The 19,822-nt window shown below is 65.2% G+C and carries 15 protein-coding genes and 1 pseudogene; 9 read left to right on the top strand and 7 right to left on the bottom strand.

What is annotated here, in order from left to right:
* Window positions 1-117: 117 nt before the first annotated feature.
* Window positions 118-294, top strand: a pseudogene (locus ASF32_RS25750) (integrase core domain-containing protein); the annotation flags it as partial.
* Between the two features lie 302 nt (window positions 295-596).
* Here the strand turns inward: ASF32_RS25750 and ASF32_RS25270 are convergent.
* From ASF32_RS25270 to ASF32_RS11465, 4 genes are all read right to left on the bottom strand, one after another.
* Window positions 597-818, bottom strand: a complete 222-nt coding sequence (locus ASF32_RS25270) for a hypothetical protein (RefSeq protein ID WP_156467767.1) — start codon at window positions 816-818, stop codon at window positions 597-599.
* Window positions 819-3,389, bottom strand: coding sequence for a TonB-dependent siderophore receptor (locus ASF32_RS11475; protein WP_244483626.1), 2,571 nt, complete (start codon window positions 3,387-3,389; stop codon window positions 819-821). It abuts the gene before it with no gap.
* 83 nt (window positions 3,390-3,472) lie between these two features.
* Window positions 3,473-4,480: a DUF4880 domain-containing protein gene (locus tag ASF32_RS11470; RefSeq protein WP_056428061.1), complete on the bottom strand. Its 1,008-nt coding sequence runs from the start codon at window positions 4,478-4,480 to the stop codon at window positions 3,473-3,475.
* A 207-nt stretch (window positions 4,481-4,687) separates the two neighbouring features.
* Window positions 4,688-5,233, bottom strand: a complete 546-nt coding sequence (locus ASF32_RS11465) for an RNA polymerase sigma factor (RefSeq protein ID WP_056428055.1) — start codon at window positions 5,231-5,233, stop codon at window positions 4,688-4,690.
* 682 nt (window positions 5,234-5,915) lie between these two features.
* Between ASF32_RS11465 and ASF32_RS11455 the strand changes: the two genes are divergently transcribed.
* Window positions 5,916-6,311, top strand: a complete 396-nt coding sequence (locus ASF32_RS11455; protein ID WP_056428048.1) for a hypothetical protein — start codon at window positions 5,916-5,918, stop codon at window positions 6,309-6,311.
* A complete protein-coding gene (locus tag ASF32_RS11450) occupies window positions 6,298-7,197 on the top strand; it encodes a sigma-70 family RNA polymerase sigma factor (protein ID WP_056428045.1) in 900 nt (299 codons plus the stop codon). Before ASF32_RS11455 ends, ASF32_RS11450 begins: the two co-directional genes overlap by 14 nt.
* A 3-nt stretch (window positions 7,198-7,200) precedes the next feature.
* Here ASF32_RS11450 and ASF32_RS11445 read toward each other — a convergent pair whose 3' ends face one another.
* The 3 genes from ASF32_RS11445 to ASF32_RS11435 form a co-directional block, all read right to left on the bottom strand.
* Window positions 7,201-7,641: a hypothetical protein gene (locus ASF32_RS11445; protein ID WP_056428042.1), complete on the bottom strand. Its 441-nt coding sequence runs from the start codon at window positions 7,639-7,641 to the stop codon at window positions 7,201-7,203.
* 12 nt (window positions 7,642-7,653) lie between these two features.
* Window positions 7,654-8,412 (bottom strand): SDR family oxidoreductase, encoded by a 759-nt coding sequence (locus ASF32_RS11440; RefSeq protein WP_056428631.1) that lies wholly within the window; start codon window positions 8,410-8,412, stop codon window positions 7,654-7,656.
* A gap of 311 nt (window positions 8,413-8,723) precedes the next feature.
* Complete coding sequence (locus tag ASF32_RS11435) at window positions 8,724-9,677, bottom strand: MBL fold metallo-hydrolase (protein ID WP_056428039.1); 954 nt, start codon at window positions 9,675-9,677, stop codon at window positions 8,724-8,726.
* A gap of 623 nt (window positions 9,678-10,300) precedes the next feature.
* On the opposite strand from ASF32_RS11435, the gene ASF32_RS26470 reads away from it, so the two are divergent.
* From ASF32_RS26470 to bcsA, 6 genes are all read left to right on the top strand, one after another.
* Window positions 10,301-10,873: a hypothetical protein gene (locus tag ASF32_RS26470; RefSeq protein WP_244478106.1), complete on the top strand. Its 573-nt coding sequence runs from the start codon at window positions 10,301-10,303 to the stop codon at window positions 10,871-10,873.
* 465 nt (window positions 10,874-11,338) lie between these two features.
* Window positions 11,339-11,761: a hypothetical protein gene (locus ASF32_RS11425; RefSeq protein ID WP_056428036.1), complete on the top strand. Its 423-nt coding sequence runs from the start codon at window positions 11,339-11,341 to the stop codon at window positions 11,759-11,761.
* 300 nt (window positions 11,762-12,061) lie between these two features.
* A complete protein-coding gene (locus tag ASF32_RS11420) occupies window positions 12,062-13,120 on the top strand; it encodes a zinc ribbon domain-containing protein (protein ID WP_056428028.1) in 1,059 nt (352 codons plus the stop codon).
* Between the two features lie 248 nt (window positions 13,121-13,368).
* Entirely contained in the window at window positions 13,369-15,945 is a 2,577-nt protein-coding gene (locus ASF32_RS11415) for a response regulator (RefSeq protein WP_056428025.1), read from the top strand.
* A gap of 383 nt (window positions 15,946-16,328) precedes the next feature.
* Window positions 16,329-17,078 carry a cellulose biosynthesis protein BcsS gene (bcsS, locus tag ASF32_RS11410; RefSeq protein WP_056428626.1) on the top strand — a complete coding sequence of 250 codons (750 nt, stop codon included), beginning with the start codon at window positions 16,329-16,331 and terminating at the stop codon, window positions 17,076-17,078.
* 300 nt (window positions 17,079-17,378) lie between these two features.
* Window positions 17,379-19,817 (top strand): UDP-forming cellulose synthase catalytic subunit, encoded by a 2,439-nt coding sequence (gene bcsA / locus ASF32_RS11405; protein WP_082470420.1) that lies wholly within the window; start codon window positions 17,379-17,381, stop codon window positions 19,815-19,817.
* The last annotated feature ends 5 nt before the right edge of the window (window positions 19,818-19,822 follow it).

The raw sequence follows: 19,822 nt of genomic DNA, 5'->3' as shown, positions 1-19,822 counted from the left end.
GCCGATGGGGGACGCGTCCGCTTGCGGACGTCCAGGATGATTGCGACGACTGGGCTAACCATCCAGCAGCCCAATTCGGCCCGGGCTCGTTCTGCCAGCTTATTCATCTGCCGATTACTCAAGGAGGCCAGCCTCGTGATCGAGCTATGGCGGAGGCGCTACAACAGCATCCGTCCACACTCGTCGGTCGGCTGCCACCCGCCAGCGCCAGAGGTCGTCATCTGGTCAGAAGAGCCAAGCAGCTCAGCGCCGTTCACTCGCCCCGCCACCGTCACACGACCGATGATGCGCTAACTTTGTACTTGGGCCACCAGATGGGGCAGGCCGTGGCGTAATGGTGCCGATTACGGAGGATACCCCCATATTCAAGTTGGGCGGCGCATCCTAGCACCGTCGAAAATGGCCAGTACTTCACTACCGAGCGGACCGACTTCTAAGTCGCGCTGTCTTGGTGGCAGCGCATTACGATGTCTGGGAAGGCTGGCGTCGCCTACGTCCCGCCGGCCTACGCAAACGGGGCCTGCGCCGACGATCGCATCGTGTGCGAAATGGTTCCTCGCCGCTTCGTTTCCTATACAGGCCAACGACTGCAACGTTCAGGCATCATTGAACAATGGCGAGGGATATTCGGCCGCGTGGATGCCGATATGATCGCGTGCAGCAACGCAGATTGCCGCGATTTGCCAAACGAATAGCGCAAAGTAGATAATCTTTGCGCTTTCGTCAAAATGTTCAAATTCAGCCAGCAGGCAAAATTTGATAAGTCCCAAGCAAAGCGGCAATGCCGTTTTGCTTGGGACTGGGTCCTCTTCAGCCATTCACCAACGGTAGCGCAGCGTCGCCAGCACGGTTTGACGATTGCCGTAGAAGCAGCCGGTCGCGGCGATGCAGGTCGATACGTAGGTCTTATCGAACAGGTTCGTCGCATTGACGGCGAGATCCACGCCTTTCAGCGCTGGATAGCGGTAGCCGAAATCATACCGAACGGCCGCGTCGACCAGGGTGACGACCGGGATATGATAGAGGTTGGCGTTGTCCCCCACCGAGGCGCCTATGTAGCGCACGCCTGCCCCGAGACCGAGCCCGGCCCAATCGCCCGTTCGGAACGTGTAGTCGAGCCAAGCCGATGCCTGGTGCTGGGGCACGAAGGGGAGTTCGTTCCCGATGATGCTTGCCCCGGCCGCGTTCGCATTCGCCTTGGTGATCTCGCTGTTCATGGCGGCGTAGGAGGCGATCAGGTCGAGACTCTCGGTCAGGCTTGCCTTGACCTCCAGTTCCACGCCGCGGACGCGGGCCTCGCCGGTCTGTGCATTGAACCGGAAATCCGTCGGGTCCGGTGTCAGAACGTTCTTCTGCGTCAGATCGAATACCGTTCCCGTCATGAGGAGGTTCGTACCGGGCGGCTGAAACTTGATGCCGCCTTCGATCTGCTCACCCTCCGTCGGTGCGAAGGGCTGACCGGCGCGGTTCGTCCCGGCCGTCGGCTGGAACGAGGTGGCGTAGCTGATGTAAGGCGCCAATCCGCCATCCAGCAGATAGCTCAGCCCGACGCGGCCCGTGAAGGCAGCGTCATCCTGTTTCACTCGCGTGAGCGCGCCGGTCGCGGCATTCGTCGTGCGGGTCACCGCGTCGGCCCAATCCTGACGCCCGCTGACGGTCAGGCGGAAGCCGCCGAAGCGGATCTCGTCCTGCGCGTAGAGTCCGGTCTGGTTTCGTCCCTGGGTGATCCGCGTCCCGAGCGGGGGACGTGTGACCGTGCCTGCATAGACCGGGGCGAACACGTCGACGGATGGCACGATCCGGAGCTGGGACTCATCGTACCGGGCATCCTCGCGCAGGTAGTCCGCGCCGAGGAGAAGCGTATGCGCGAAGGGGCCGGTGGAGAAGCGGGCTTCGGCCTGGTTGTCGATGTTGAACAGGTCGGACCTCTCCGGGAAGGCCCAGGCGTAGCGGGAGAGCGTGCTGTTATCGGCGCCGAGGCCGATTGCCTGCACACGCTGGGTATTGGCGTCGACATGCGAGTAACGCAGGTTCTGCCGGACGGTCCAGACGTCGTTGAAGCGATGTTCGAACGCGTATCCGATGAAGCCTTGCTGCAGCTTGAACCGGTCGTAATTCGGCTCTCCGATGAAGCGTTTCGTAGGGATGCGGCCCTTCGGGTTCGCGTAGAGTGTGCCCAGGGCGGGCAAGCCCTGAGGCGCTCCCCCGCCGGGCGAATCGATGTTGAGATATTGTGACAGGATCGTCAGGGACGTATCGGCATCCGGCCGCAGAGTGAGGCTCGGCGCGATGAAGACGCGGTCTTCCTCGAGATAGTCGAGCTGCGTTCCCGTGGTGCGGGCCAGACCGGTCAGCCGATAGAGGATCCTGCCTTCAGGATCGATCGGCCCGGACAGGTCGAAGGCGGCTTGCGCACGCCCGAAACTACCGGTCTGGAGTTGGATTTCACGAAGAGGTGTCGCCGTCGGACGCTTGCTCACGAGGTTGAGTAGGCCCCCTGGGGAATTCTGACCATACAGTCCCGACGATGGCCCCTTCAGCAACTCGACACGCTCGAGACCATAGGATTCGACACGCGGTTGCGAGTAGCCCCGGGCTCCGAAGGGCAACCGCAATCCATCGAGGTAGCGGCCCGGCACGAAGCCGCGGACGTAGAGCCAATCATAGCGCACATCCGTGCCGTACTGGTTCATCACGCCGGGCGTGTAGAGCAGGGCCTGACTGACGCTCTGGGCCTGACGGTCCTCGATCTCCTTCCGCCCAACCACGTTGATGGCCTGAGGGGTCTCCAGGATCGGCGTTCCGGTTTTGGTCGCGGTGGCGCTGCGGCGGGCGACATAGCCGTGGACGGGACCGATGGCGTTCTCGCCCGACACCTCCAGCATGTCGAGGGCAACGGCCCCGGCCTGATCCGGGGCGACGATACCGGCCTGTGCCACCACGCGCAGGAGGGTGGCGGATCGCTCGGCGGTGAACTGGGGCGTCAGTCCCGTGCCGGCCAGGAGCCGCCGCAACCCTTCGGCACGGTCGTAGCGTCCGACGACTGCGATCGAGCGCAGATGTCGGGTGGCGCTGCTGTCATAGATCAACTGAACGCCACTGGCCGCGCCATAGGCCGCGAGCGCTTCGTCGAGGGGCATGGCGGGAAGGGCGAAGTCGATCGCCGCGTCCTGGGCCGGCATGAGTGCCGATGCCTGGACGAGATGTAACCGACCCATCGTTGCAGACGGGCCGGCATGCTCGATCGCCGCCGAAGCCGGAGCCGGCATGACGGCGACCAATGTCGCGAGACCGCTCAATCCAATGGCCATCCGGTACTGGTCCCGTCCCCGGTCTTGTCTGCTACGCCGCACCGTCATCAGCCCCATCGTCTCAAGGCGGCTTGCCACCGCTGTGCGACGGGTCGTGATCGCCCGTCTGATTCCTGAGACGCTGCGGAGCCCGTCACCCCGCAAGAAAAGTCCGTGACGGGTCAGCGCAGGATGACGAGCCGGTCGCCGAGCCTGAATTCGGAGAGAGCGAGGGCGGTGCGGATGTTCGTGAGTGCCTCCTCCGGACGGGACAGGTGGAAGATGCCCGTCACCCGCCGGGCGGAGGCCGCCGAACTGCCCAGCACGATCCGACCGGGGCGATAGCGGTTGAGATCATTGACGACCTGAGACAACGGCGTGTCGCGGAAGACGAGAAGGCCGCGCCGCCACGCCGCTGTCGTCGCCGTGTCGATGGAATGAATGTCCCGCGCCCCACGCTTCGTGCCGACCCCCTGGCCGGCGGCCAGAACCGTCGGCGGCGCGCCCGGTTCCGCCACCACTTCGACAGAGCCCGAGAGGCAGGAGAGTTCGGCGTCCGTCCCGCCGGTCCAGCCGGTAAGCCCCTCGGCCGGACGGCAGCGAACGACGAACTCCGTCGCCATCCCGGGACGCGTGGCCACATGCGCCGGACCGACCGTCAGGGAGATCGGACGCGCATTGGCGGGGACCGTGACGGCGACGGCCCCCGCATGCAGGACGAGGGTGCCGGGTTCGGCCGTCCCGGAATCGAGGGCGGTTTCGGCATCAAGCTCGATCCGGACCCCTCCTGGCAGATCGATCGTCCGCACCTCTCCGGTGCCGGTTCGGAAATCCGCGCTCAGTTCGGGCCAGTTCGCCAGGAAGGCAGCCCCACTCGCGGCGATGGAGGCCGAGGCGATGCCCAGCCCCGCACCCCGGAGTATCCGGCGACGGGCGATGTCACGTGGTGCCTCGCGGACAAGGGCAGGGGCGACCTGCTTCGGGAGCGCGATACCGGCTTGGCGCCACAGCTTTGAGGCCGCGATGAAAGCGGCATCGTGCTCGGGCCGCGTGCGCCAGGCGGTAAGGGCCTCCGCATCGGCATGCGTTGCCGTCCCGGACGTCAACCGCACGATCCAGGCACGAGCCTCCCGTTCGACGGCCGCCGCGTCGCCGGATCCGAGTTCCCGGTCGTGATCCCCGGCCATCATAGCCTTCGTGCCTTCTCCTCGTGGACACGCCGCAAGAGCATTCCCAGACTGCGGCGTGCAAGGGTTACTCTCCCGGAGCGACGGCTTAGACAGCCTATCCCGCCGCATGCTCGGAGCCTTCGCCGGTTATTGGCATGACTCTGCAACACAGCCCCTCGGTTGCGGGCCGTTACGTTGGAAGACGCCTCCGCCCGTGCCGCCCCGCAATCAGCTTCCATGGTGACCGATCCGTAGGCGCTCGGCGCAATGGTCCAGTGCCATCCGAACCTCCGATTCGACCGTGCGGAGTGAAACACCGAGATGCGTGGCTATGGCCGCATGGCTCATGCCCTCGATCCGGCTGAGACGGAATGCGGTCGCCCGGCGAGGCGGCAACTCGGACAGCGCCTGCGTCAGACGGCGGAGATCGGCACGTGCCTTGGCATCCCGGTCCGGTCCCGGTGCGTCATCCGGCACCGAAAGATGGGCGGCAATGTCCTCCGCGCTGAGCAGGCGTGCCCGACGTGCCTCGGCTCGCCGATGATCGATCGCCAAGTTCGCCGCGACCTTGAACAGGAATGCGCGTTCGTTCTGCAGCGGGGGATCGTCCAGGGCGACGTGGGCCACCCGAAGAAACGTCTCGTGCGCGAGATCGGAGGCTTCGTGAACACCCACCTTCCGACCGAGAAACCGCAAAAGTGCCTCGCGATGGGTGCGATAAAGTATGCCTAGCCGGGACTCCTGTTCGGACTGCGTTCGGGAAACGCGGAGCATTTCGAGTGCCGAGTTAAAGCATCCTGGAACAGATGCGCGTAAAGGATCGGATTGCAAAATTCCGATACACACACAAGAGGCAATTCACACAGAGCAGTGATGTGATCAATATTAGAATTGATACAATTAAATAATCAATCCGCCGCCATACGGGTAGCGTACGCAGCTACGACATCGATGCGCTCCTCGATCGTCTCACCGAGGAGGCTCATTGTACGGAGCGCAAATGGATTTGCGGTAATTACTCCGTGTGCCCCCGAGTGATGTCATACAGTGACGCATCGCCTTACCTCCTGCGCTCACTTCTCGGAGGCAGATCCTCCGTCCCGCCCAACACCATTGTCCTTTCGTTGTACGTCGAAACAGGCTGCGGTGAGGCGTCCTTGCAACCGGATGCCTGACACTGCTTCGATGCCGCATTGCCCCTGCCGACATCGCAGGAACGATCGAAATCACTGGTCGAAGCCAACGCGATCATGCCCGCGCTACAGCGGCCGAATCTCTTCGCGGCACGCTCAAGCTTCCTGACACTCGAACATCAGCGCAGCCGACTCGAATTCATTGAGGTGCGCCGTGCAAGACCGAAGGCGCCGATGAAAGCGTCGAGATAAGACCCATCCCATGTCACATCCGGCCTTGGCGCGTCGTCACCCACACTGACCAGTTACGTGGGGAGAGTGCGATGACCAAAGCTATTCGGCTGCTGGCTGGCCTTCTTGGCGCAGGATTGATCGGCAACGGCCTCTCCATGCTCGCCGCACCCGAGGCTTGGTATTCCGCCGTGCCGGGCGTGACCTCGACAGGCCCGTTCAATCAGCACTTCCTGCGAGATATCGGCCTGATCTTCGTGCTGATCGGGTCGGGATTTGTGTACGGTGTCGTGAGACCCGGCTCGCGTGTCCTGCTCTGGACCATGGGTGCGACCTGGCTCTCGGGCCATGCGCTGTTCCATGTCTGGGAGGTGGCCGTCGGCATTTGCGGGCCGGAGGTTCTGCCTCGCGACTTCCCCGCGGTGACACTTCCTGCGCTTATTGCGGTCGCCCTCAGCATCTGGTCGTTCCGCCATGCCGACCATTGACGATCCGACCCTCGTCTTCGAGCAGGAGCGGGTGCGGCTCGTCCGGCTCGCCTACCGCATGCTCGGGTCCATCGGCGAGGCCGAGGATGTCGTACAGGACGCCTGGCTCCGCTGGCGGCGCGTCGACCATGCCGAGGTCGGCTCGGCCGGTGCCTTCCTGTCACGCACGGTCACGCGGCTCTGCCTGGACGTCATGAAGTCCGCGCGGGTACGGCGCGAGACCTATTTCGGGACCTGGTTGCCCGAGCCCGTCGCCATGGCCCCGGACGAAGACCCGGGCGACGACCTGACACTCACGCTGATGTTGGCCCTGGAGCGGCTCTCGCCGCTGGAGCGGGCCGCGTTTCTCCTGCACGATGTCTTCGCGGTCCCGCTCGCGGACGTCGCGGTCACGCTCCGGCGTGAGCCGCCGGCGGTTCGTCAACTCGCCGCGAGGGCCAGGAAGCACGTGCAGTCCGCCCGCCCGCGCTTTCCGGTCGAGAGGGAAGAGGGTGCGCGGATCGCGAAAGCCTTCTTCGAAGCATCGGCGACAGGCGACGTCGCGGCCCTGCGCAGCATGCTCGCCGATGCCGTCGTCGTGCACTCGGACGGCGGCGGAAAGGTGCATGCATTCCCGCGGCCCATCGTCGGCATCGACAAGGTCACGCGCATGTTCGAGGGCGCCGCACGCAAGTCGTGGATCCAGCATGCCCAAAAGCTGCAGGACCTTTGGATCGATGGCCTGCCGGGCTATGTCAGCCTGGAGCCGGGCGGAATGCTCCAGACCGTCGCCTTGGATATTCAGGCCGGACTGATCGTCGGCATCTACTTCACCCGCAATCCGGACAAGCTCCAGCGGATGGCCATGCGGTTCGGAGGGATGCCGGGAGCGCCGGTGTCTCACTGAGCCTCAACGGCGGGCGATTGCCAGTTCCTTGCGGCAGGCGATCGAGAACGCGCAGAGCGGATCGAGGTCCCGGGCATGGCGGATGTCCGAGAAAGCGGCGAGATCCTTTTTGGGAGCGAAGTAGGTCTCGCCGATGCGCTGCATGACACGCTCAGCCTCTTCGAGTGTCTCCGGCTCTCCGAAGAGCCGGATCTTGTTCACGATGGCATAGAGGTTGACCAGCTTGGCCGGGTCGTCGAGGTCATGCTCGAAGGCGTCGCCGAACAGGGTCGAGGCCTCGCGGATGAACTCGCCGTAGAGTGCCTCCCGTCGCGCGCGGTCCTGCACCAGGAGCGTCGCGCGCTCCTGGCTGTGCTGCGTCAACCATGTGGTCGCGAAGGAGGCCATCGCGCCGATGGCCGACCCCGCAAGCGCGGACAGCGCCGAGATATAGGCCGCATCCACCGGCGGGGAGCCTCAGGCCACGCGCTTCGGCTGCGCCGCCAGCCAGTCGCCGTAGCGCCGCTGCGAGAGCCACGCGTCGCCGGTGGGCGTCAGCCAAGGCCCTCCAAGGACCACCCCGAAATACGCGGCCGTGTCGTCCGTGATGACGTCGCGTGTCTCGCCGATGCCGTCGAAGTGGTGCTTCACCAGCTCGGCCATCGGCAGCCGGTCAGGGCCGGCGATCTCGATCATGCCGTTCCGGGGCGGCGCCAGGGCAATTTCGGCGACCTTCGCGGCCACGTCGGCCGATGCGATCGGCTGGATCGACGCGGAGGTGACGCGCGCAACGCCGTCGACGATGGCGGCCTCCGCAATCGCCGCGACGAATTCGAAGAACTGCGTGGCACGGACAAGCGTCCACGGCACGCCCGCCGAGGCGATCAGTTCTTCCTGGGCGAGCTTGGCGCGGAAGTAGCCGCTGTCGAGCAAGAGTTCGGTCCCGACGACCGAGAGCGCGACATGGTGGGAGACGCCGGCATTCTTCTCGGCCTCCGCGAGGTTCCGTCCGGCACGAACGAAGAAGTCCATTGCCGCGTCGTCGGCGAAGGACGGTGAGTTGGCGACGTCGACCACCACGCCGGCGCCCCGCAACGCATCCGCGAGGCCTTCGCCCGTGACGGCGTTGACGCCGGTATTCGGCGAGGCCGCAAGGACCTGGTGGCCGGCGGCTTTGAGAATGGTGACGACCTGCGAGCCGATCAGCCCCGTGCCGCCGATGACGACGATCTTCATGTGACGCTCCATCTTGTCTCCAGTCCCATCGGGACCGGTCGCCGTCATGACGAGGAATGCCCCTCGCGGTGTGACATCGGCGCGGACGATCGATGCGTCCGACTCGGGACCGGCGAGGGCTCGCCATGTGGGATGCTCGCGACGGGCGCAGCCTCGGAGAAAAAGCGTCCCGGTTCGGGCGTGCCGGGACAGCGTGATCCCATGGAAACCGCTCCTCGCGACGGATCCCGAGGAGCGGCGATTGCCGATGGATCATGCGTGCGCGTACCCCGGTTCGAACGGACGACCGGGTCGGCACTGACCCCATGCCTTCAGTAGTCCCAGAACACGGGAACCCACCGAAAGGCGTCGCCATCGACCGCGACCCGACCGACCGACGGGAACGGCAGGTGCGTGGCGATCAACTGCTCACCGGTCGCCGCCAGCTCCCGCAGAAGCCGGACACGAACGCGAGCCGCCTCCTCGGGATCGTGTTCGAAGCCATTGTGCCAGTCTGGGTGCTCGAACCCGACCGTGAACACGGCGTCGCCGGCGAATGTCAGCCGGTCGCCGCCGGATGCCAGGCGGACCACGCTGTGCCCGGGAGTGTGGCCACCGGTGCGATGGACGACCACCCCCGGCGCGACCTCGTGCTCTTCATCGAACAGCCGCAACTGGCTTCGGTACTCCTGCGCGAACCGCTTGGCGGCCGCCCGAAGCGCGTCCGGGAACCCCTGTGGCATGTCGACATGAGTAAAGTCGGGCGCTTCCCAGAATTTGACCTCGGCGGCCGCCACATGGATCCGCAGGTCCGGGCGCAGCCGCTCCTTCACTCCCTCGACGAGGAGCCCGCCGACATGGTCCATGTGCATGTGGGTCAGCACCACGTCGGTCACGGACGCGAGATCAATACCGGCGGCCTCCAATCGCCTGACCAGTTGCCCGGCCCGCGGCAGGTTGAGGTTCGGGTCCAGCCCCAATCCGGCGTCGATGAGAATGGTCTGGCCGCCACTGCGGACAACCACCACGTTCAGCGACCAGTCGAACGCGTCCGGCGGCAGGAACATGTCGTTCAGCCAAGTCGCCCTCTCGGCCGCCTCGACGTTGTGTCCCAACATCTTGGTCGGGAGCGGCAGCACTCCGTCGCTGACGACCAGCACGTCGATCTCACCGATCCGCACCGCGTAGCGCGAGGGCACCAACTCCTCAGCCCCCACAGGTGGAGCGCCAGCATATCCCGGATCGGTTCGTCCGGTATTGGTTGTCACTGCAGTCGTCATCGTCATCCCTTTCGTGGGACGCGCTTGCATCTGGCTCGTTAGGATCAAGAAACGCGCGTCATGCCACAAGGACGAGACTGGGTCGGCAGATGTGACATGAGCGATGAGGCCTCGAACTCATCGCTTCTGGATGAACGGTTCTCCTCGATACTTCCCCTCTGGAGCGGACGGTCCCTCTTCCGACCAATAAGAAGCTTCGAAGCTGGTACCGAGCGTCGGGTTTCCACGTATGGGCGCGTCTCATTCCCCGCAGAGGAGTCGGGGGCTCGTCCGCACGCGAGGGCGACGAGAGGCTTCCGTGAGAAACTCGCTGCCCGGATCTTCTATCGCTGCGTGGATTCCAAGGAAAACCGCTTCGAGATTTCGGTGCGCACATGTTCGGGGAACAGGCGTACGCGTTCCGGCAAATTCCGTCCCGCCAGACTCACTGTCCTCGATGCCCCGCCCGTGGTGGCCCACGGTCCGCGAACCCGGACGAGCAGGCCCCCTTCGACGTCACGGGCGGCGATGAGGCTCGGGAGGTGCCCGCCCCGGCCAGGGTCAGTCGAAGCGTCGTCGCGACGTCGCTCGCCCGGATGGCGGGACGGATGCCGACCTGTTCCCTGCATCCCTTGCCGTCGTTGAGAAGGATGCCCATCACGCCGGGCCGCTGGCGTGCGAGGACAGCGTCGTGTTCCGCCAAGGCCGCCGACGGCGGCGCCCTCCGCTTCGCGGCAGCGGCGCTCCGCACCGGCGATGCCGGCCGCGTCGGTGCCGGCGATGAGAAGCACACGGCGCTCGACATTGATTTGTCGGTGTCCGCGGCGAGGGCAGCCTACGGCTCTCTCGTCGAAGCGGCGCCGAACCTTCCGAACCGCCGGCCGTTGCTGATCGACTTCAGCCGCACGGACGGACACATGACCCTCACGAAACTCGCTCTCACGACTACGCTGGCTGTCCTGTTGACCGCGCCGGCTTTCGCCGAGCAGCTGGCTCCCACCGGCGGGGCTGGGAACACTGGCGTCATGACGCCATCCATGGAGCCGGGTCCGGTGCCGCGGGCAAGCGGTGCGAGGGGCCGTCCTGCCGATGCTATTCCGGGCAATCCGAGCCCGGCTTCCGTTCCTGGCAACACGCCGGACGTGAATATCGGCGGCACGCTCACCAGCAGCCCGCCCGGCACCGGTGGGACTTCGGGCGGACCATCTCTTAGCGGGCAGTAGATTGAAGCTTGACCATGTGACGGTGCGACACCAGACCCAGGCATACCAGCCGGAACACGCCCGCTCGCAGCGCATTCTAAGCTCACTTCTCCCAATTCAACGCGTCCAGATGGGCCTGACAAATGTACAATCACATTGAACGTGATCGTCTTGCTACGCCTGCAACCTTGGAACCAGTGGTGCGCGGCTCTAACTCCTTGACCGAGATTGGGCGTAGAGAGCCAACCACTAATAGCGGGACGATCCAGCCTACGTCGGCACCTCCGGCTCCATATGTCAGAGCTGTGTCTCCGTCGGTTTTTGAGAGTTTCGGCTCATTCTCCTGAGAAGGCTTTCCCGCAACCAGATCCGTGGCGTCGGCCATACCACCGCGTGGCCGCCGTCACGGATGGGCTACGACCAATCGCCGTGTCGCGGGCTGTCGTAGCCCATCCGTTTGCCTTCCATGCGCGGACGAGCGTGTGAATGCAGTATGGAGGACTAGCGATAACCGGCGATACGTCATTCGGCCTCCCTAGCAGGAGGCAGCTTGACCGCGATCCCGCGAGCAAGGCCGCCCATGCGGATTTGCTCGACGATGATAAAAAGAAGCGTATCCTCTTTCTCGTCCCGCACGGGGCAAGGGAGGAAATAATGTCTGCAAACTGGAAATCAGTTAAAGACGACCTGGACTGGAGCCTGAACCAAGGACAGGATGTAAAAGGTCGCGCTGAGTTGAGGGAGGCCTTCAGCAAGGGCGATGCAAAAGAAATAGGGCACGTGATCGAAGCGTTTAAAATGGGCCAGCGCGACAGTCATAAGCTTGCAAACCTAGCGCGGTGTGCCCAGGAGGACGACAAGAGGCTGTACAATATTGGCCGGAAACTGATCGAGCTGAAGCCTTCATAAAAACCCAGTTGAGAAAGCGGATCGTAACACGAAGAACAGCTTAGGGTCATTGAAGCTGCCTTCACACGCCGACTGGAGGGGTAATGGCTTTGCCCATCCTCGCAATTTCTAGTTTCACGCCTCGCCTTGTTCCCCAATCGCGGATGGCCGGCACTGACCTGTTCGCGCGGAGCGAAGGCGGCTACACCCGTCAGCTTTATGGCCCAGCTCGCGATATCGGTCCCTTCGGGGGGGGGGCGCGAGACGGCCTCGACCTCGTGAATCCGAGGCGGGGGCGGGGCCATCGACAGGGGTCACGATATGCGGTCCAGCCGAAGATTGTCTGAACGCTGGTTGACGCTCGGGCTTTGGCTCATCGCCTTCCTCTTCGGCTGGTTCCTGATCGGCCTCGGCGCCCTCGTTGTCGGTGACCTGCCCCAGGTCGAGCACCGCTATACCCTCGAACAGTTCCTCGACGGACCGGCCGATGGCGCGGCGGCCGAGTCCCTCAAGCGGATCCGTCGCGAGCAGGACGACATCCGGCGCCGGACGGAGCAGGAGCAGCTCGCCCTCGATGCCGCGCGTTCGGCCTCGGAGGCTGCGCGCGAGACCTTCGCCAATTGGCTGAAGACCCGCGACGCCACGCAGCGCGTCGACCAGGATCCGGACCTCATCGCGCGCACGCAGGCGCTCGATGCGCTGAAGGGGGCGGAACGGACCATCGAGGAGCGGCTGGAAGGGCTGGCGAAGGCGCGGCTCGCCCTTTCCGAGCAGGAAGAACCGCTGACGCAAGCGGAGAGCGACCTGCGCGCGGCGGCTCAGGTCAAGCTCGACGCCGTCGAGCGGGAGCAGGAGCTACGCGTCTTCGGATATCGCCTCGCCTTGACCCTGCCGCTGCTGGGGCTGGCCGGGTGGCTGTTGCTGAAGCGGCGGCGGGGCCGCAACTGGCCCTTCGTCTGGGGCTTCGCCTTTGCGGCGACCTTCGCGTTCTTCGTCGAGCTCGTTCCGTATCTGCCGAGCTATGGCGGCTACGTGCAATACGGCGTCGGCGTCCTCGTGACCCTCGTCGCCGGCCGTGCGGCGATCGGTGCCCTGCAATCCTATAACGAGCGGCAGAAGCTGGCGGAAACGCGACCGACCGAGGAGCGCCGGGGCGAAATCGCCACGGATCAGGCGTTGGAGCGGCTCGCCAAGAAGTCCTGCCCGGGCTGCGAACGACCGATCGCCCTCGACGACCCGAACCTGAACTTCTGCCCTCATTGCGGCCTCGGCGCCTTCGAACGCTGCCCGACCTGCGACCACCGCAAGAGCACCTTCGAGCGCTTCTGCCGGGCCTGCGGAACGCCGTCCGCTCATGAGGTGCGCCCTGTCGCCACCTGACGGTGACACCCCAAGGGGCGTTAGATAAGCGGCGGACCGTCGGACCGCGGCCGACGGCCGGGCCGGATGGGGGACGTGGCGCGTGCGGGCGGGGAACGGCCCGGTTCCGCTTGGGAACACTGAACGATTGCAACCCGCTAACTGCCGCGCTTAAAGAGTTTTTAATGCTGATCTGTCTGTCTGATGTCTCCCCGACGGTCAGGAACGCGGTCCCGGCGTGACGCCGAGAACGATCAGCGTGAGATGAGATGAAGAAGCTCAGCCTGAGCCTGATGTCGCTGAAATCGCTCTATGCCGTGGTGGCCGGAGCATCGGCGCTCGTGGGCATCCTCGTCGTTTCGGGCAGTCTCGCGGTCTCCAACCTGAGCCGTGATGAGGCGCGCAAGCCGCTGGAGGCCGCCCAAGCCTCCCAGCGCTTCGCCGCCGCCCTCGATCGCGGGGTCTACAACGTCGTCCAGGATCTCAAGACGCTCGCCGTCACCCTGAAACAGACGTCCCAGCGCCTCGATGCGGATGAGCTTCAGCCGGTGCTGAGCGCATGGCTCAGGTTGCGTCCCGATTACGCCGAGCTCAACCTGGTGGGCCCGAATGGCCGCGTGAAGGTCGCCGGCAACGATCTCGGTTTCGGCCGGGACGTATCCGGCCGGTCCTGGTTCCTGCGCGCCAGGGCCTCCCAGGCCATCGTCGCCGTGCCGTCTCCGGGGGCGAACGGACGGACGGTGTTCGACATCGCGCTCCCGGTTCCGGGCCCTGCGGCCGGCGGAGAGGGCATTCTCGTCGCCCGCCTGAACGAGGCGTGGATCGGCGAGATTCAGGACAGGGTGCTGGCCGCCTCTGCCCCGGCGAGCGGCCCCGTGACGAACGGCGTCATGGGCCTGTCCATTCTCGCTCCCGATGCGCGGCCGAGTTCGGGCCTCATGGCCCAACAGGCTTCTGGTGCCCGGGAGGTCGTGGAACAGGCGACGCCGAGCGCAGGATTTCGTGATCTCGCCCCCTCGGGCTGGCTCGCTGTCGCACGCGTGACGAATGCCGGAGCGCCGCGGAGCATCGAGGCCTCCCTTCCCGATAACGGGAGCGTGGTGCTATGGCTGGCCGTCTGTCTTCTGACGGCCTGCGGCGGCTGGATCGTCGGCGATCGCATCGTGCGGCGGCTCAAGCTGATCGGCGAGAGCGAGCAGGGCGTCTCGTCGCCCTCGCGCATCGCGGAATTGTCGGAACACGAAGAGCGCCTCGTGGCACGGGAGCGCAGCGGTGTCCGCGCACTCCAGGAGACGCGCTCGGCCCTCTCGCGCATCCGGGAGCGCTTCCGCACCTTCGAATCCATGTCGGGCTGGACCTATTGGGAGATCGACACCGAGGCCGGCAGCGTCACCTGGAGCGACCCCGCCACGCACGCGAACCATGCGGTTCCGGACCGCGCCGTCGCCCTCACCGATCTCAAGAGCGGAATCGCCCCGGACGATCGCGACCTGATGGATTTCACGATGCGGTCGGCGCTGGACCAGCCCGGCCCGCATGACGTCGTCCTGCGCACCACCGGAAGCCTGGCGGAGAATGGCCAGCGGCGCCTCTTCGTCCGTTTCATCCGTGCCGAGGACGAGACGCAGTCGGCCAAGCCCACGATCCTGCATGCGCTGAGCCGCGAATTCGTCGGCGAGACCGTCAAAGACCCGAATTTCGTCGGTGGCGCGGAGGCGGAGGGCAGCGCGTCTCCGGTCGAGCGGCGTCGCCGGGAGACCGATGGTCCCGTGGAATCCCGGACCGGTACCGTCCTGCGCAAGGTGGTGGATGGGGTGATCCACGACTTCAACAACGTGCTCACCGTGGTCATCGCCAATCTGGCGACCCTTCAACGGCGTCATGATCTTCCCTCGAACCAGGCACGCCTGATCGATGCCGCCCTGGCGGGCGCCCAACGCGGATCGAGCCTGACCCGGCGCCTCGTCAACTTCGTGCGCCGCGACGATTCCGGCCTGCAGGAAACCGACGTGGCCGTGACGCTGACCGCCTTCGTCCCGTTCCTGGGCGCCAACGTGCTGCACCAGACCTCGGTGGAGACCCGGATCCGTCCGGGCCTCGCCAAGGTCCTGTGCAGCGAGAAGGTTCTGGAGGCCGTCCTTCTCAACCTCGCCTTCCATGTCCGCGACATCGGCTCGGAAGGGTTCGCCATCGGTGCCGACGAGAAGGTGCTCTCCGACGACGAGGGGATCGCACTCGCCTCCGGCCGTTACGTGCGGATCATCCTGGCCAGCGGCACGCCAGGTCGCCATGCCACGACCATACCCTCCAGCGACAGCGAGGCGACCAAGGCAGTGGCAGCTCTCCTCACCCAGGTCGGAGGTGGTTTCAGGCTTCTGGCGGATGGCAGCAGTGCCACCGGCTTCCTCGCGGAAGTCTGGCTCCGCGCCGGGGATGCGCCCTCCGAAACCGAGGCGCAGGAAGCCGGCGCGCAGATGCCCGCCCTTCGGGTGCTCCTCGTCGACAGCGACAGCCTCGTGCGCCAGAGCTTCGCCGATGCGCTCACCGATCTCGGTCACGATGTCGTCCAGGCGGGCTCAGCCGAGCATGCTCTGGCCCTCGTCGACGAAGCGGCGACCTTCGATGTCATGATCGCCGATTGGGCCATGCCCGTGGTGAGCGGTCTCCAATTGGCCGTGACCATGACCAATCGCCATCCCCAGATCCGCGTCATTCTCGCGAGCCCGGGGGGGCAGTTGCCAGCGAGCGCCCGCGCGTTCCTGCATATCGAGAAGCCATTCCGCTATCCGGCCCTGGCGGCGGTCATGCGCGAGGCCGCCCGCAAGAACGCGGCGGTCGCGGCCTGAGAAGGCGCGGGACGCCTCGTCCCGCGAGCTCGGACCGACAATCGCGGCTTCGTGGCTGGACTGGCGTGGGACGCACGTCCCGCCGGCCGACGATCCTGGATCGCGATCGATGATCGCGGCATCCGCCTCGGCTGTCGCCGCGCCCCCGTCGCCGGATGAGCCGGCCTGTCACGGACGTATTGGCTTGAGCGTTCTCGTCCCGTTGCGACACAAGATCGCGCGTCTCCGAGTAAGTTTCCAGCAAGCTTACGAAGAATGGTGGCTTCCCGCCCGCCGTTAGCTCTCAGTTAACGTTGACGGAACATAAAAGAAAACGCGTCGATGATAACGGTACCCGTTGAGGGATGCATCCGGGCGCGCCGGGACAACAGGGTCGTGCCCCCATGAAGTGCTTTGCAACTCTCGCTACTGTCCTCGTCCCCGCTTTGCTCGTCGGGATGTCGGCTCAGGCGGCGGATTGGTACACGGGCGCCGAGCCCGTGGCGCGGGACGACGCCTGGACCACGGCCGTGGATGCCTCGGCGGCCGTCACCTCGAACAGTTCGGCTTTCGGTTCGGTGACGGGGACCTTTGCCACGGAAGGCACTCTGCTTCAGAGCGGCCCGCGTATTCGCGTCGAGGCGGTCGCCGGAACCTACAGCTATCCCGGCCAGGGCGTCGCCCAGCGGGTCAACGGCTACCAGCAGGAAGGCGCGCTCAGCGCCGGCTACGAGTGGATCTGGCGCGACGCGGCCTTGGCCGGCTTCGTCGGCTTCAATGTGAGAAGCAACCAGCTCTCGATTCTCGACCCGGACAACCCCGTGATCGGAACCGGAGTCGGGGCCAAGCTCGCCGCGAATTTCTACGCTCGGCCCACCGAGAATACCATGGTCTCGGCCTATGGCTCCTACTCGACGCAGTTCAGCGCCTATTACACGCGCTTCCGCGCCGGCTACATGGTCGCCGACGGAATCTATATCGGGCCCGAGGCCATGGTCCTGGGCGACAATTTCTTCAGCCAGTACCGCATCGGCGCCCATGTCACCGGCTTCTCCATCGGCCCGATCAAGATGGCCGTGGGCGTCGGCTACGTGAAGGACCGGATCCAGGGCAGCGGCTACTATTCCAGTGTGGAGGCCCGGGCCGCGTTCTGAGGCCGTGCCTGCCGTGCTTCGTTTCGACGCGTCACACCATTCCGCGCTTCTTCGGCGTAGCAACCGCCCAATTGCATCCTAAACGACATATTAAGACCGAGATTTCTCGATTTTCAGCGTAGCAAGACAATCGCAACCGGTTGGCCGCAAAATGGCCGAGTCCGATGCCTGACGCTGCCGTGGATGTCGGATGCTGGAAGTTAAGCATTCTTCCTCACGACAGCTTCATGCACCCGCGCGATAATTGCTTGTGCCGACCGATTGCCCGCCCCCAGAGGGATACTCGTTTTGAGATCTGCATTGCGCTGGATCGTGTGGATGGTGTCCGCGGTCGCCGTTCTCGCTCTGCTGAGTCAGCCGATCAGCACGCAGGATCAGCTCGCGATGAGCCTGTGCGCCATGGTGGCGATGAGCATCCTATGGATTTTCTTCGACAATCCGCCGGCGCGGTTCGTCTTCCTGGCTCTCGGGAGCCTCGTGGTCCTGCGCTACATGTTCTGGCGCGTCACGAACACGTTGCCGTCCCCGTCCGATCCGGTGAGCTTCGGGTTCGGCCTCGTCCTGCTGCTGGGCGAACTCTATTGCGTCTTCATCCTCTTCATCAGCCTCATCATCAACGCCGATCCGCTGCGCCGCGCCACGCCGCCCCTGGGCCCGCCCGAGGACCTGCCCACCGTCGACATCTTCGTTCCGAGCTACAACGAGGATGCGGGGATTCTCTCCACGACCCTGTCCGCCGCCAAGCTCATCGACTACCCGGCTCACAAGCTCCATGTCTGGCTGCTCGATGACGGCGGCACCGACCAGAAATGCGCCGATCCCGACCCCGCGAAAGCGCAGGAGGCGATACAGCGGCGCAGCGAGCTTCAATCCCTGTGCAAGGCGCTCGGCGTCACCTATCTGACCCGGCCGCGCAACCAGCACGCCAAGGCCGGCAACCTCAATAACGGTCTCAAGCATTCGCAGGGCGAGATCATCGTCGTCCTCGATGCCGACCACGTGCCGTTCCGCTCCTTCCTGCGGGAGACGATCGGCCATTTCGCGGCCGACCCGCGCCTGTTTCTGGTTCAGACCCCGCACGCCTTCCTCAATCCGGACCCGATCGAGCGGAACCTGCGCACCTTCGACCGCATGCCGTCCGAGAACGAGATGTTCTACTCGGTGACGCAGCGCGGCCTCGACAAGTGGAACGGGTCGTTCTTCTGCGGCTCTGCCGCCCTCCTGCGCCGGCGCGCGCTGGACGAGGCCGGCGGTTTCTCCGGCGTCACGATCACCGAGGATTGCGAGACCGCCTTCGAGCTGCATTCGCGCGGCTGGAACAGCATCTACGTGGACACGCCCCTCATCGCCGGCCTGCAGCCCGACACGCTGGTGGCCTTCATCGGCCAGCGCTCGCGCTGGTGCCAGGGCATGTTCCAGATCCTGATGCTCAAGAACCCGCTGTTCAAGCGCGGGCTCCACCCGATCCAGAAGCTCGCCTACCTGTCGAGCATGACGTTCTGGTTCTTTCCGGTGCCGCGCATGATCTTCATGTTCGCGCCCATGCTGCACATCTTCTTCGACCTGAAGATCTTCGTCGCCAGCGTCGATGAGTCGATCGCCTATACGGCGACCTATATCGTCATCAACCTGATGATGCAGAACTACGTCTACGGTAAGTTTCGCTGGCCCTTCGTCTCGGAGCTCTACGAATACGTCCAGGGCCTGTATCTCTTCCGGGCCATCATTTCGGTGATCGTTTCGCCGCGCAAGCCGACCTTCAACGTCACGGCCAAGGGAGCCGCCCTCGATCAGGACCACCTCTCGCCCATGGCGTGGCCCTATTTCGCGGTCTACTTCATCCTGCTCATCGGCTGCGGCACGGCCCTCTACCGCTACCTGTTCGAGCCTGGCGTCACCAACCTGATGCTGGTCGTGGGCCTCTGGAACTTCTTCAACCTCCTCACCGCCGGCGTGGCCCTCGGCGTGGCGGCGGAGCGCAGGACCACCGAAGCGAGCCCCTCGCTGGCGATCAACCGGCATGGCCGCCTCGTCTTCGGGGGGCGCGCTCTCGATGTCGCCATCGAACGCGCCTCTGCTTTGGGCTGCACGATCCGTTTCGGCGCCGAGGCGCTGCCGCCGGGAGCTGGGAGTACGCACCGCACCGGCCAGCTCTCCGTCGTCCCCATCGACGGTGCTCCGGTGCAGGTACCGCTGCCGGTGGAGATCGGCGAAATGACCCAATCGGGCGACGAGATGGTGCTCAACCTCCAATTCCAGCCCCTCGATCCCAAGGGATACGGGGCGCTGGCGGGCCTGATGTACGGCGATGCCGGTGCGCTCCTGCGCTTCCAGCAGAGCCGCCGCCGGCACAAGAACATCCTTTCCGGCACGCTGCAGCTGATCTGGTGGGGCCTGGTCGAGCCGTTCCGCGCGGCGAGCTACGCCTTCAAGAGCGGACATGCCTCTACGGCGGAGACCGTGGCCAAGGCAGGCCCGGTCCTGCCGAAACAAGGCGCGCAAGCCCCCCTCCTGGTGCAGCAGCCGGCCCCTTTCACCGCACCCGCCGACACGCAGCCCACCCCGCCCGGCCCGTCCGACAATCCCCTCGTCGTCCGCCAAGGATCGAGCCGCATTCCCGGCAGCGAGGCCGCGACGGACTGGGTCCGGTTGATGCTGGAATTCGAGAACGACCGCCTTCTCGAAAGCTCGGGCAAGCAAGCGAGCCGTGGGTCGCACGACCCGCTCGTGCGGACGTGAGGCAG

It is taken from the genome of Methylobacterium sp. Leaf91 (assembly GCF_001422815.1).
Taxonomy (GTDB): domain Bacteria; phylum Pseudomonadota; class Alphaproteobacteria; order Rhizobiales; family Beijerinckiaceae; genus Methylobacterium.
This window is presented reverse-complemented; position numbering and strand designations above follow the sequence as displayed.